This window comes from Paenibacillus sp. B1-35, from assembly GCF_050474385.1.
In the GTDB taxonomy this organism is placed as follows: Bacteria; Bacillota; Bacilli; order Paenibacillales; family Paenibacillaceae; genus Paenibacillus_B; species Paenibacillus_B alvei.
Window position 1 is genome coordinate 1 of the sequence record NZ_JBCHVJ010000008.1, and the last position, 13035, is coordinate 13035.

Sequence of the window (13035 nt, forward strand, 5' to 3'; positions counted from 1 at the left end):
AGCCCCCCTCAAGATGAGATTTCCCAATTAGTAAGACCCCTTGAAGACGACGAGGTAGATAGGTTGGAGGTGGAAGCACAGCAATGTGTGGAGCTGACCAATACTAATCGGTCGAGGGCTTATCCTAATTAGCCCCCAAAAAGTGACGTGAAGCGTTGCAGCAACACCGAATACTTTTCGGGGAGCCCCGGATGAAAATCTTAACACGAACTTTCGCATTCAGTTTTCAAGGTATGACCTTGAACTTCATATTGGCATTAAGCCAATGCTGTTTGGTGGCGATGGCGGAGGGGTTCCACACGTACCCATCCCGAACACGACCGTTAAGCCCTCCAGCGCCGATGGTACTTGGACCGCAGGGTCCCGGGAGAGTAGGACGTCGCCAAGCAATAAGAATAACCCACTAACTATTTTAGTTGGTGGGTTATTTGTTGTCCACAGCTTATCCACAACAATGAATAGGTATAATGTTGCAGAGATATGCACAGAGGGATAACTTTTTAAAGTGTATAATTTCTTATAAATAAGCCCTTCCATCCACATTTTCTGTTGAAAACGTGTTCATAACATAGGATAAGTCTGAGATATAATTTGATAATTCGCAAAATAACGAAGTTATCCACAGCGTTGATAAGTAGCAAAGATAATTGAATCGTATAGCATTTATTCATTGAGATTCAGTGCCTCATACAATATAGGCAAGCTAAAAACCATCTACAACTTATACACTCCAAGTCATAATTCTGTTCCTCACTTGTTCATATTCATCCATTAAAAGTTATGAAATCCTAATATTGATGTTTATATTTGCTTATGGAAATGAAGTTGTTTGTAAGCGTATTCCCTTACACATATTTCGATTACAAATGAAGCACTCGCTTTTGCAGAAGGAATTCCAAGAGAAATTGAATGCAGAACGGATGAGGGAAAATACTTAAACATTCATAGTTATGGATGAAATAAAAAGAGTTATCGAATTGCGTTATACAATTCGATAACTTTTTTTTGTGTGCGGGTAGAGAAGGAATATATAACAACAAATATCAGTTCCCAACTGGCATTCAGGCATAACTGAGTTGGTCGTTCGCATTTCATTTCTGATTTTATTCTTAAATTATATTCAGATCATGTTAAGTTGAATCTTATTTATTCAATGTTAGCATAAATATAGAACCCATATATTCATACATAGGAGGAAATAAAATGAATATGAAAAAAGCAATTCTAGCAACTATGATCGTATCCAGTGTGTTAGTTGCCGTGGCAGGCCCGATTCCTGCAGGAGCCGAAGCTGCGCAAGAGCAGAAGCAAACGGACAATAAGAAGATTCAAATCGACCAGAAGCTGGCCGCCAAGCTGCAAAAAGCAATCAAAGTATATACAGGGGAAGAGATCAAGCTGAAGAAAGTCGGCGAGAAGATAGAATTATCTCCGAGTGCAAAGGTTGAATCCGTAGACGGAAAATACGCTATCCGTTTTAACATTGAAGGCGGTAAAATATGGGGGATTGATGAAAAGGTTACAATCGAAAAAATCAGTAAAGAGGATCAGGGGGTAATCTTGAAAGTGTTAAAAAAAGCATATGAAAATAAATCATATGCCTTTAATAAAGAAGTGATCATGCATCGAGGATATGATGGTGAAAAAGAAAAATTAGGTGTGAATTTATCGTATACGTTGACAGGGAAAGACTTTGATGTTTCCTTTTTAAAGGAAAATTCCACTAAAGAGCTAACAGGTACTGTTGGTGGTTTTAAGATACGGTTTACCAAGGAAGAGCTTGATCCGAAACTCCTGGAAACGGCAGCAAAAGCGACAAAAACGGCATTCAATCATGATTTTGAAGTTACAGACGCTAAACTAATAAATGGTTTTAGATGGATACTTGAGGATAAGGATGCATTGATTGAAATTGAGAGGGGAGAGCTCACAAACGTATTTCATAAAACGCGCAAAGCGGTAACGACTAACAAAAAAATGACGGAAAAAGAGGCTAAAGACGTGGTTGCTCCGCTTGCCAAGGAATTATTCAATATGGACATTACCGGATTAGAAGTGAAGTGGGGCAGCTCATTTGAAAATTACTACTTCATTAAAGACAAAAAACCGGTTCTGAGGGCAGCACTGGACGCCGATAAGAACGTAGTGTCCATAATAGCAGGTGTCGGAGCATTATACGGATTCTGAATAAGACAGGTTTGAATATAAAAGAGTTATTGAATTCATGACGAAATACGAAATTTGATAACTCTTTACTTTTGGATATTGACATTTCGTTTTTGATTTTATTATTAAATGAATACATAGGAGAAAATAAAATGAATATGAAAAAAGCAATTCTAGCAACTATGATCGTATCCAGTGTGTTAGTTGCCGTGGCAGGCCCAATTCCTGCAGGAGCTGAGGCTGCGCAAGAGCAGAAGCAAACGGATAATAAGAAGATTCTGATCGATAAAACGATGGCCGCCAAGCTGCAAAAAGCGGTAAAGCAATTTGCGGGGAAAGAGGTAAAGTTGCAGGACGCTGCCGAGTCTACATTTAATACAGAGGCACAGGTTAAATCGCTTGATGGAAAGTATGTCGTTCGCTTCGATTATAAAAAAGGTGCAGTATCGGGGGTAAACGGAACGATTCCACTCGATAAAATCAGTAAAGCGGCTCAGGAGAAGATCCTGAAAGCGCTGAAAGGAGCATACGCGAAGAAAACATACGTTCTTGATAAAGAAGTAGTTCTGCGTCGCCTTTACGATGGTAAAAATGAAAAACTAAAAGATGATTATTTTTCGTACCAGTTGACAGGGAAGGACTTTGAAGCAAATTGGGAAGTATGGGGTAAGGCGGAATTTGTGAGTAGAGTTGTAATAAAGCTTGCCAAGGAGGATATTGATTCGAAATCGTTGGAAATGGCAGCAAAAGCGATAAAAACGGCATTTGATCATGATTTTGAAATAACAGATGCCCAACTTCATTCTATTGGGGACAAGGTTCAAATGTTATTACTTAAGGATAACGATGTATCGCTTGAGATAGACAAAAAAAACGGAAAGATCCTGAATGTGTATCATAATACAAGGAAAAAGGTAACGACCGACCAAGAGGTTACGGAAAAAGATGCAAAGGAAGTGATCGGTCCGCTTGCCAAGGAATTATTTAATATCGATATTTCGGGATATGAAGTGAAGTGGGACAACCTGTTTAAAGATTATTACTTTGTTAAAGATAAAAAAACGATATTGAAAGCAGCGTTGGATGTTGATAAGAAACCGGTGTACATCATATCGAGCGGCTCAAGGTTAATAGTTGGAAATTAGACGTTATTAGACTAAAAACATGTGCTCCAATGAAAGCCGCTGCTGGAAGAGCTGCGAGCCGTTATCGATAACTAGAAGTCAGTGAACGAAGCGGTAGCCGCGCAGGAGATACAGGGGCAAGAGGTACTCATAAAAGCTTACGGAGATCTGAGAAAAAGCCATAAAAGATGCTTCGTAAGCTTTTTACCCTTGAGTTTTCAACTAAAAGAATTACAGGGGTCATTGCAAACTGAGCTTGAACAAAGAGGGAGCTAGAAATATGCATAACAGATGGAAAATTGTGATTTTGCTGCTAATGATCGTTTCCTTAATGAGCGGCTGCTTTGGCAAGAAGGAAGTGCTGGAGCCTTTGCAGCCAAGCAAAATCAAGGTGATCTATCAGGATGAGGAAGCCTTTTACCACGACTACGGAAAGTATTTCCATATGAAATATCCGCAGATTGAGGTCGAGGTTATCCCCGAGAGTCAGGTGCTTCTAAATCTCGGGAAAACGATTCGTGCAGAGGATTGGGATGCGGAAATAAAGAAGCTGTTGGAGAACTCCGGCGCGGACGTAATAAAGCTGGGTGATGCGAAAACGTTTCAATCATTTGCTGAAGCTGGCAGATTATACGAGTTGGAAGAAATGATCCGGCAGGACGACTATGATATGAAGGGCTTTTTGCCAGGGCTGATCGACAGAATCAAAAGCTTAGGCAACGGCAAGCTATATGGGCTTGCTCCTTATGTGGATAGGGAAGTTTTGTACTATAACGCAGCGTTGTTCAAGGAGCATCAAATCGAACCGCCGAAGAACAATATGACCTGGCAGGAAATGTTTGATTTGTCAGCGAGATTTGCCAATATCGGAAGCGGAGACAATAAGGTGTACGGGTTCTATGAATGGTATGGGAATATAGGAGCCATTTTGTACAAAATTGCCGATTCCTCCGGATTGAAGCTGCTCGACCCGAAGGGAGAGAAGGTGCTTCTGAACTCAGATGGCTGGAAAAAAGCAATCAAGCAGGTAACGGATGCTGTACGCAGCAAATCTGTATTTTTGCATCCTGAAGGCCAAATTTACTCTCAAAAACTTAGAGATCAAACTGCTATGACGATAGGTAGCGCTTACAAAACTCGGGAGCTTGTATTAACCAAGCAAGATTGGGATGTAGTTACGGCTCCGGTAGATTCTGCGATGGATTCTTCATCCATTAGCTTTGCTCCCATCTATGCAATTGCGGCCGACTCAGCCAACAAGCGGGCAGCCTGGGAATTCGTCAAATTCGTGAATGGCGCGGAGATGGCGCAGGCCCGTTCGCGAACACTGGAAGGCAAGCTTCCTTCACGTAACGGTTATATGAAGGATATCAAGGGCAGAAGTACGGATGCATTTTATATGCCGAAGATCAGGCAGGAGAGCAGCCTATATGAAAGTCTTCCATTCGAGTTCTTCAGGTTATTTTATAAACCGCTTCGTGAGGAGCTGTTAGCCGTCGTCGCGAACGAGAAATCAGTTGATGAAGCAACTGCCGCGTTGGAGGTAAAAGCGCAGGAACTGCTCTTGAAAGCGCGAGAATCTGCAAACAAGGATGAGGGAAAATAGGGAGAGTGTAGTACGTGTTGAAGAATGGGAAGACCGTCATTATGCTGCTGACGATCATGTCTCTCTTAAGCGGCTGCTTCGGAGAACGGTCAGAGCTTGCGCCATTAAAGGATGGCAAGGGGAAGATCAGGGTCGTCTATCAAGATGAAGATCGATTTTATAGTGACTACGGGAACTTCTTTAAGATGATGAATCCCGACATCGATATTGAGGTTATCAGTGAAGCAGAATTGTTCGACGAAGCCGAAAAAAACGAGGCATTCAATTTGACTGATGAAAAGAAAAAGCTGCTCGATAAAGTTAAGCCGGATGTGCTGTTTTTGAATGAAAGCATGTTCGAAGCCTTTGCTCAAGAAGGAAGGTTGTATGACATAGAGCCGGCCATCAACCAGGATCAATACAAGTTGGACGGATTTATGCCTGGTCTTATCGACAGGCTGCGGGCAAAAGGGAATGGGAAGCTGTACGGGCTTACTCCTTCCTTCGAAACGAATGTCATCTATTATAATAGCAACTTGTTCAAGAAGCATCAAATCGAGCCGCCAAACGGGAAAATGACATGGAAGGAGCTCCTTGATTTAGCAGAGAGATTTTCGAGCGTCGATTCGGGAAAAAAGCAAGTGTACGGATTGTATCAGACGAGAGGGGCAGCAAGTTTGTTGTACGATATCGCCGCAGCATCGGCACTTAAACTGGTTGATGCGAAATCAGGCAAGCTGTTGATAGATTCAGATGGTTGGAAGGAATCAATAAAGATGGCGACGAATTCCGTCCGCAATAAAGCGGCCTATGCTCCTCCCCCGTTGGAGGAGGGCGAGCAACTCGAAGGATACGAATATACCGGAGATTTGAAACAGTATAGCCGATCGAACGAATTGTTCTACATGGGCCAAGCGGCAATGACGATTCAGGCGCCGTGGTTTGCTTTCTTCTTGCGGGATATTACATATTACTCGAAGACACCGGAGATCGACTGGGGCATCGCAGCCGCACCGGTTAATCCTGCAAAGCCTGATGAATCGGCTTACGTGAAATTGTCGGAGATCTATGCCATATCTGCGGATTCTCCGAACAAGCGGGCAGCTTGGGAATTCGTCAAATTCGTGAATGGACCGGAAATGGCGCAGGTTGCTGGGAAGGCAGTATACGCTAAGCTACCTACGCGATCAGACAACTTCAAGGATTTTAGAGGGCGGGAAACGGATGCTTTTTACCTCCTGAAGCCAATGCAAGCTAGCAGTGTGTCAGATAAAAAAAGCATTCCACCGGGTTTCCAAGCTGAATTCGATTCGTTATTGTCGAATGCGCTGAAATCATTAATTGACAAAGAGAAAACGCTGGACGATGCAGTTGCCGAGCTTCAGATCAAGGGGCAAGAAATGTTAGAGCGATTGCGGGAAACCAAGTAGGGGCAATAAGCGAATTAAGTTGAATCTAATTGTCAATGTAAGCATGAAGAGAGTACTCATATATTAATAAGTGGGAGGATATAAAATGAATCTAAAAAAAGCATTTCTAGCGTCTATGATCGTATCCAGTATGTTGGTTGCCGTGGCAGGCCCGATTCCAGCAGGGGCTGAGGCTGCGCAAGAACAGAAGCAAACGGATAACAAGAAGGTTCAAATCGATCAGAAGCTGGCCGCCAAGCTGCAAAAAGCTATCAAAGTATATGCGGGGAAAGAGATCAAGCTGAAAAATTTCGGCGAGAAGATAGAATTATCTATGAGTGCAAAGGTTGAATCCGTAGACGGAAAATATGCTGTTCGCTTTAATGTTGAAAGTGGTGGTATATGGCAGGTTGATGAAAAGGTCACAATCGATACAATCAGTAAAGAGGATCAGGAGAAGATCTTGAAAGTGTTAAAAAAAGCATATGCAAATAAAAATTATGTTTTCAATAAAGAAGTGATCATGATGCGAGACTATGATGGTAAAAAAGAAAAGCTAGGTGTGCCTTTGTCGTATCAGTTGACAGGGAAAGACTTCGAGGTATATTTCTTCAAAGAGAATACTCCTAAAATGCCAAAAAATGAAGTTAGTGCATTTACAATAAAGTTCACCAAGGAAGAGCTCGATCCGAAGTTGTTGGAAACGGCAATCGGATCAATAAAAACGGTATTCAATCATGATTTGGAAGTTACATCCGCTAATCTAAGACGCTTTACATGGACACTTGAAGATAAGGACGTATCGCTTGAAATGGAGGAGGGAAAGGTCACTAACGTATTTCATAAAACACGTAAAGCGGTAACGACTAACAAGGGGATTACGGAAAAGGATGCAAAAGAATCGGTTGCTCCGCTTGCCAAGGAATTATTCAATATGGACATTTCGGATTTAGAAGTAAAGTGGGACAGCACCTTTAAAAATTACTACTTCATTAAAGACAAACAACCCGTATTGAGAGTAGCACTTGACGCTAATAAGAACATAGTGTTCTTAACATCAGGTGTCAGAGCGTTAAGTGGGTTCTGAATAGGGCAGGTTTGAATATGAAAGAGTTGTTGAATTGCATAGCGCAATTTGATAACTCTTTTAAATTTGGATATTCGCATTTAGTTTTTGATTTTTTCTTAAATTATATTCAAAGAAAGTTAAGTAAAATATTGGGATTTACGTGTTAGTATAGAAGGAAATATCCATGCAATCATACATAGGAGGAAATAAAATGAATAATAAAAAAAGCAATTCTAGCATCTATGATCGTATCCAGTATGTTCGTTACACTTGCGGGCCCGGCCTTTGCAGGAGCCGAAGCAGCAGGAGGAAAGAAGCAAGAACAAGCATCAAGCAACAGTGTTCAAATTGATAAAAAGGTTGCTGCCAATCTGCAAAAGGCCGTGAATCAATTTGCAGGGAAAGAAATAAAGTTGAAGTTCGAGAATGCCTTTAAACATCCATTTTGATCTGGCGACGGTTCCTTCGGCAGACGAATTATACGAAGTAAATTTTAAACCAGGTACAGGGGAACTGATCAATATTAAGGGGATTCAATCTCTTGATAAAGTGAGCAAGGATGATCAAAAGGAATTGCTGAACAAGTTGAAAGGGATGTACGCCAAGAAAGCCTATGCATTTCATAAAGAGGTTCAAATCACTCAGAGCTATGACAAGGGGAAGGTTTACAGTACCCTTTATTTGCTAGAGGGAAAAGACTTCGTGATTTCTTGGATAAAATATCCACAGGAGCAATCAAAGAATAAAAATTATATTGGTGCAGCCGTTATCAAGGTAGACAAGAACGAGCTAGAACCGAAATTACTTAAAACGGCAGCGGATGCAGTGAAAACAGCTTTAGATCAGGAATTTGAGGTAAAGAAAGCCGAGCTTGGTTATTATGGTGGCATCAAAGTCACCAAAAGTGATACGTGGAAGCTCAAAGGTGATCATATTACTCTGGCTGTTGAAGCAAAAACAGGAAAGATAGAGTATGTATATGACGTTGCGCGAAAACAAGCAGACAAGGCAGTAACAGAAAAAGAAGTGAAAGAAATAGCTGCGCCGATTGCCAAAAAATTGTTCCATATGGACATTCAGGGACTTGAAGTGAAATGGGATAAATCAGCACGTGATTTCCGTTTCGTTCAAAATAAAGAGACAAAAATGTCAGTTGCATTGGATGACGATAAAAACGTAGTGTACATGTTTTCCGGGTTGAGAATGCTAATAGAAAAATGAAGTGAATGTGTATAAAAAAAGAGTTATCAAATCGCTTAACGCAATTTGATAACTCTTTTTTGTCGTATACCGATGGCCGGACTCGAACCGGCAAGCCTCTCGGCACCGCATTTTGAGTGCGGCGTGTCTGCCAATTCCACCACATCGGCAAATGATATGGGGCGATCGAAGGGAATCGAACCCTCGAGTGTCGGAGCCACAATCCGATGCGTTAACCACTTCGCCACGACCGCCATATTATTTGCTCAACAGAACCTTAATTTAGCATACATTCATATCATTTTGCAACAAGAAAAATATACCAACAACATTTCTCGTAACTCGTTCGTCTTCTATTTCATAGATAAGGCGTTTTCTGTTTTACTTTCACTCTTTTCTTTCATCATTGTAAGCTGGCTGCAAGTCAATTCGATGTCATGGCATGCGGTCAACGTATACACTATACGTAAGGGTTGTGTTTCAAATCTGAAAATAGCTCTTACATATAAGAAGGGGAGGCGGTTACGAATGAAAAAACAAAGAAAAGGACATCTGGTTCACGCATCGGTATTTATGCCTCTTCCTGTTCAGGAGACAACTGCACATCGCAAGATACCGAATGTGATGCAAGATAAGCCTCGTATTCATTTTCCTAATAAGAAAGAATCCACTATGCTGCATGAACAATCTGAGACAATCGCACAACCTGCTCATACGCCACAGGGAATGAAGTGGAAGCGTTGGGTCATATATAGCTTGCTCGTTGCAATTCTTACTCCGATTATCGGATGGGTTGGAATGGCGGCAACAGGCACAGTATGGATCGATCAAGGCAAGCTCACCACGTTCCGTGAGCAAATTGCATTGGAAGCAACAACGGCCAATGGACAGCGCATGGTTCAGCTCGACCATATGGCCCCCTTTATTCCACAAGAGCTAATGGCCATTGAGGATCATCGCTTCAAGCTGCATCCTGGCATCGATCCGATCGGACTGGCACGGTCGGTCTGGATTAATGTGACGAAGCAGCAGAAGGCACAGGGAGGCAGCACGATTTCGATGCAGTTGGCGCGCAACCTGTTCTTAACGCATGATAAGACATTTTCCCGCAAAATGAAGGAGATGACGATAGCAGCCAATCTGGAGTTGAATTATAGCAAGCAAGAGATTCTAGAAATGTACTTGAATAAAGTATATTTCGGACATGGACAATACGGGATCGAGAATGCAGCACGTTATTATTTCGGCAAAACAACCCGAGTGAATGGTGACCTCCCTACGATTAACAAGGCAGAAGCAGCCATTCTCGTTGGATTACTCAAGGCACCGGAGCGCTATTCCCCAGCGAAGAATATGAAGCTGGCTCTCCAGCGGCAGTATGTTGTATTGAAGCGCATGACGGATCTCGGCTGGATGACAGAGGCAGAGCGTCAAGCAGCGCTGAAGTCTCCAATTGGAATCGTAGATCACACGAATAAGAAATAACCGAACACAAGAAAGAGACACACAGGATCAAGCTTAGTAGGGTTGCGGTCGGTGTGTCTTTTTTGCTGCACGAAAAATATAGGATGAAATGAAATATTGATCGGTAAAGGCATATATATATTAATCGGATTGCATGAAAATGATTTGCAGCTTAGAAAGTGAATTGCTTTCTAAATCAGATGCGGGAGGATTGGAAATGAAAAAGAGATTTGCAAAGGCAGCTTTTTCTTTAACCCTCATTTTTGCATTTGCTGGAACTGTACATGCAGCAACGCCGGAAAACCCATGGAAGTTTAATTCAAATCATATTCAGTATTACAACGATGGATCGAATTCGTTTTACGAGGGGATCTGGAACACGGGCGCCAGTCGATGGAATGGAACGGGAAGCGTATCGATGGGAAAAGGAACGAAATTTGATTTTCGGACAGGGAATAAAAAGGTTTCGCCAACGAAAGACAATGATTGGGACGGCATTTGCTATACGACATACGCCAATGGAATTGCCACAAAAACGCGCGCTTGGGTGAATGAGTATTACACGAGCCAAACTCGATACACGTCATCGATCGTTGAGGGGATTGCGACGCATGAATTAGGTCATGCATTAGGGCTGGCACATAATGATAATGAGTCCTCTGTAATGAGATCCAATACCTTCTGGTCTGACGGTTCGCTTGCGAGAACGAACACATCGCCGACCTCTGCCGATAAAGAAACGATTAAAAAGAAGTATGGGGAGATGAAAGCATTGTCCCAAGCCAATCCTTTCATTCCTGTTGTTCATTTCGACGTGAGCTGGGCCTATGGGTATAAAAGTTACGAAGCATTAGCCAGCGATGTGGATCTGATTGTCGAGGGGCAAATTGTTCAAGCGAATGACGTGAAGAAAGCTGCAAATAGCGCACCAGAAACGTATCGAACGGTATCAGTCGTTCAAGTATCGAATGTATTAAAAGGGGACGCCGCTATCAAAAACACGTTCATTCATGTAACCCAAATGGGCGGAAGCGACGGGGAAGCCATTGTTGTTTCCGATGATACAACTCCTTTGCAATACGGTGATGAGTCGATCCTATTTTTGAAAATAAATACGGATGGTACGTATCGTGTTGTAAATGAGAATACTTCTATTTTCCTGAAAGTTTCAGCGCAGAATTTGCAGGAGGGCAACGAAAACGTGCCTGCTGTCTATCAAAATCAAAAAAGCAAGGTACTCATCAGTAAGGATGAACTGTTGAAAAAAATGAACTAAGGCGCTGGAGATGCGGCCATTGTCCGATTGGCTATATTTTTTTACGGTAAGCCTTCTTGAATTCATCTTTTTCGGTTTCTACTGCAATGGCTTCATTCTCGCTCGTGCCTTTCATTTTGTACAGCTTGGTACCTACTGGGTAGTAATTCGAGAAGCTATTTCCTTTCACTGCCTCCTCTTTATCCGAGGAATGTTCGATTTCTCCAAGCAATTCATCCACCTTGTCGACTTTCTCGTCGCTGCCTACATAAATGAGATGATTGAAAAAAATCATACGGCTGTACGGCCAACTCATAGAAGAGGCTTCCATTGGAGTGTCAGGAGGCATTTTGGATGTATGCTGCTGCACAGTCTGACAGGCGGTAACGAAAAAGATACTGCAGGCAATTGTAAATAGAATGATGCATTTGCGCATACGGCTGACTCACTCCTTTCGTACATACAGACGAAGTGCCTATTTGATATGTTGCGTCATACAGATGATTGGCAGCGGACTTTTGGATTGCCCCCATTGTATAATAGGGACAGGAGGGAGGCAGTAACATAGGATGAAGGACTGGACTTGGATCGTATTCATTTACTTGCTTATTATAAATGTGATCGGATATCAAATGATGGTTGTGGATAAGCAGCGGGCACAGAAGCATCGACGCCGCATTCCAGAGCGCAAGCTGTTCCTAGCGGCTTGGCTCGGCGGTGCGTTAGGGGTGTTGACCGCCATGTACAACAAGCGCCATAAGACGCAGCATGTTACCTTTACGGCAGGCGTACCGTTTATTTTGCTGGTAAATATTTTTGTTTTCGGTTTTATTTTGGTTCGATTTGGTTAAATAATAAGCACAGCATTAGTACATTATGGGGAAGCGTGGTGGGATTTATGAAATTTCAACGCATTCTTGTTGCATATGATGGATCGGAGCCGGCTCGCAAGGCATTGCAGCACGCGATTGGGCTTGCAGAGGCGAATGAGGAGTCTCAAGTACGTGTCGTGCATGTATTTCAGTTCCCGCAATACTTTGTGGGTTCGGCCTATGCAACGGCTTCAGCAGAAACGAATGAAGAACTGTACGAATATGCGGAGCGATTGCAGAAGGAAGCAGAGGGCAAGGTTGCGTCGCTTGGCGACCGAGCCGGGGTTATTCTGCAGCAAGGCCCTCCAGGCCAAGCGATCATCGACGAGGCGGATGAGTTCAATGCGGATCTCGTCATTATCGGCAGCCGCGGTCTTAGCGGGTTGAAGGAGTTTGTGCTTGGCAGCGTGAGCCATCATGTCGTGCAGCACGCCAAGGTGCCTGTACTGGTAATTAAATAATAATGGATAGTTATAATGCGATGCTGATCGTTATGGTTGACCGTAATCGTTGCGATAGAGAAGAAATTGTGGCTTACGATAAGCAAATCATTATGAGAACGTAAAGGGATAAGCCAACAGCAGGGATGGCCTGTTGTTGGCTTATTTGTATGTGAGGGGAAAGAGGGCGAAATGTTCGCCAAATCCGAATATTTAACGTGGTTAACAATAAAACCTTCGTCTAAATACGAACGTTTATTAAATAATATATTAAAATATTCGCATTTAATTGTTGACACGCCATGTTAAGCCTTGTTAAACTGGAGGCACAAGAAGGATAAACCGAATATTGTTGCTCGTATAATTCCGGGAATATGGCCGGAAGTTTCTACCCAAGAACCGTAAATTTTTGGACTACGAGAATGACGAACAGGCAGAAGACTGTTCTCGC

12 protein-coding genes, 2 tRNA genes, 2 rRNA genes and 1 riboswitch are annotated in these 13035 nt (G+C 42.5%); of the genes, 13 read left to right on the top strand and 3 right to left on the bottom strand.

Annotated elements, in window-relative coordinates; all coding sequences use genetic code 11:
• The 9 genes from ACQ5BJ_RS22540 to ACQ5BJ_RS22580 all read left to right on the top strand — a co-directional run.
• A 23S ribosomal RNA gene (locus ACQ5BJ_RS22540) occupies positions 1 to 127 on the top strand; the annotation flags it as partial.
• Positions 128 to 271: 144 nt separating this feature from the next.
• Positions 272 to 388 (top strand): 5S ribosomal RNA (rrf, locus tag ACQ5BJ_RS22545).
• Positions 389 to 1203: 815 nt separating this feature from the next.
• Entirely contained in the window at positions 1204 to 2187 is a 984-nt protein-coding gene (locus tag ACQ5BJ_RS22550) for a hypothetical protein (RefSeq protein WP_430112453.1), read from the top strand.
• Between the two features lie 131 nt (positions 2188 to 2318).
• Positions 2319 to 3311: a hypothetical protein gene (locus tag ACQ5BJ_RS22555; RefSeq protein ID WP_262866363.1), complete on the top strand. Its 993-nt coding sequence runs from the start codon at positions 2319 to 2321 to the stop codon at positions 3309 to 3311.
• A 259-nt stretch (positions 3312 to 3570) separates the two neighbouring features.
• On the top strand, positions 3571 to 4896 hold the full coding sequence (locus tag ACQ5BJ_RS22560; protein WP_430112455.1) for an ABC transporter substrate-binding protein: 1326 nt from the start codon (positions 3571 to 3573) through the stop codon (positions 4894 to 4896).
• Positions 4897 to 4910: 14 nt separating this feature from the next.
• A complete protein-coding gene (locus tag ACQ5BJ_RS22565; protein WP_430112457.1) occupies positions 4911 to 6305 on the top strand; it encodes an ABC transporter substrate-binding protein in 1395 nt (464 codons plus the stop codon).
• A gap of 85 nt (positions 6306 to 6390) precedes the next feature.
• Complete coding sequence (locus tag ACQ5BJ_RS22570; RefSeq protein WP_005543141.1) at positions 6391 to 7371, top strand: hypothetical protein; 981 nt, start codon at positions 6391 to 6393, stop codon at positions 7369 to 7371.
• Between the two features lie 224 nt (positions 7372 to 7595).
• On the top strand, positions 7596 to 7802 hold the full coding sequence (locus ACQ5BJ_RS22575) for a hypothetical protein (RefSeq protein WP_430112460.1): 207 nt from the start codon (positions 7596 to 7598) through the stop codon (positions 7800 to 7802).
• Complete coding sequence (locus ACQ5BJ_RS22580) at positions 7780 to 8574, top strand: hypothetical protein (protein ID WP_430112462.1); 795 nt, start codon at positions 7780 to 7782, stop codon at positions 8572 to 8574. The genes ACQ5BJ_RS22575 and ACQ5BJ_RS22580 overlap by 23 nt, the downstream gene beginning before the upstream one ends.
• 67 nt (positions 8575 to 8641) lie before the next feature.
• On the opposite strand, the gene ACQ5BJ_RS22585 is transcribed toward ACQ5BJ_RS22580, so the two are convergent.
• Both ACQ5BJ_RS22585 and ACQ5BJ_RS22590 read right to left on the bottom strand, forming a co-directional pair.
• A tRNA-Leu gene (locus ACQ5BJ_RS22585) sits at positions 8642 to 8723 on the bottom strand.
• An 8-nt stretch (positions 8724 to 8731) separates the two neighbouring features.
• Positions 8732 to 8807: transfer RNA gene (locus ACQ5BJ_RS22590), tRNA-His, on the bottom strand.
• A 274-nt stretch (positions 8808 to 9081) separates the two neighbouring features.
• On the opposite strand from ACQ5BJ_RS22590, the gene ACQ5BJ_RS22595 reads away from it, so the two are divergent.
• Entirely contained in the window at positions 9082 to 10038 is a 957-nt protein-coding gene (locus ACQ5BJ_RS22595; RefSeq protein WP_005543138.1) for a transglycosylase domain-containing protein, read from the top strand.
• A 196-nt stretch (positions 10039 to 10234) separates the two neighbouring features.
• On the top strand, positions 10235 to 11293 hold the full coding sequence (locus ACQ5BJ_RS22600; RefSeq protein WP_430112464.1) for a matrixin family metalloprotease: 1059 nt from the start codon (positions 10235 to 10237) through the stop codon (positions 11291 to 11293).
• 31 nt (positions 11294 to 11324) lie between these two features.
• Here the strand turns inward: ACQ5BJ_RS22600 and ACQ5BJ_RS22605 are convergent, their stop codons facing one another.
• The gene (locus tag ACQ5BJ_RS22605) at positions 11325 to 11708 is read right to left on the bottom strand and encodes a hypothetical protein (RefSeq protein WP_262866360.1); all 384 of its coding nucleotides are present in this window, start codon (positions 11706 to 11708) and stop codon (positions 11325 to 11327) included.
• 133 nt (positions 11709 to 11841) lie between these two features.
• On the opposite strand from ACQ5BJ_RS22605, the gene ACQ5BJ_RS22610 reads away from it, so the two are divergent.
• Both ACQ5BJ_RS22610 and ACQ5BJ_RS22615 read left to right on the top strand, forming a co-directional pair.
• Entirely contained in the window at positions 11842 to 12123 is a 282-nt protein-coding gene (locus tag ACQ5BJ_RS22610; RefSeq protein ID WP_005543132.1) for a DUF1294 domain-containing protein, read from the top strand.
• Between the two features lie 47 nt (positions 12124 to 12170).
• Entirely contained in the window at positions 12171 to 12605 is a 435-nt protein-coding gene (locus tag ACQ5BJ_RS22615) for a universal stress protein (RefSeq protein WP_005543131.1), read from the top strand.
• A 315-nt stretch (positions 12606 to 12920) separates the two neighbouring features.
• Positions 12921 to 13021: riboswitch (purine riboswitch) on the top strand.
• Positions 13022 to 13035 lie beyond the last annotated feature (14 nt).

Coding starts and splice junctions, on each gene's coding strand:
- ACQ5BJ_RS22555 (WP_262866363.1), top strand. CDS start 2,319: ATGAATATGAAAAAAGCAATTCTAGCAACTATGATCGTATCCAGTGTG.
- ACQ5BJ_RS22560 (WP_430112455.1), top strand. CDS start 3,571: ATGCATAACAGATGGAAAATTGTGATTTTGCTGCTAATGATCGTTTCC.
- ACQ5BJ_RS22575 (WP_430112460.1), top strand. CDS start 7,596: ATGATCGTATCCAGTATGTTCGTTACACTTGCGGGCCCGGCCTTTGCA.
- ACQ5BJ_RS22595 (WP_005543138.1), top strand. CDS start 9,082: ATGAAAAAACAAAGAAAAGGACATCTGGTTCACGCATCGGTATTTATG.
- ACQ5BJ_RS22570 (WP_005543141.1), top strand. CDS start 6,391: ATGAATCTAAAAAAAGCATTTCTAGCGTCTATGATCGTATCCAGTATG.
- ACQ5BJ_RS22615 (WP_005543131.1), top strand. CDS start 12,171: ATGAAATTTCAACGCATTCTTGTTGCATATGATGGATCGGAGCCGGCT.
- ACQ5BJ_RS22550 (WP_430112453.1), top strand. CDS start 1,204: ATGAATATGAAAAAAGCAATTCTAGCAACTATGATCGTATCCAGTGTG.
- ACQ5BJ_RS22610 (WP_005543132.1), top strand. CDS start 11,842: ATGAAGGACTGGACTTGGATCGTATTCATTTACTTGCTTATTATAAAT.
- ACQ5BJ_RS22605 (WP_262866360.1), bottom strand. CDS start 11,708: ATGCGCAAATGCATCATTCTATTTACAATTGCCTGCAGTATCTTTTTC.
- ACQ5BJ_RS22600 (WP_430112464.1), top strand. CDS start 10,235: ATGAAAAAGAGATTTGCAAAGGCAGCTTTTTCTTTAACCCTCATTTTT.
- ACQ5BJ_RS22580 (WP_430112462.1), top strand. CDS start 7,780: ATGCCTTTAAACATCCATTTTGATCTGGCGACGGTTCCTTCGGCAGAC.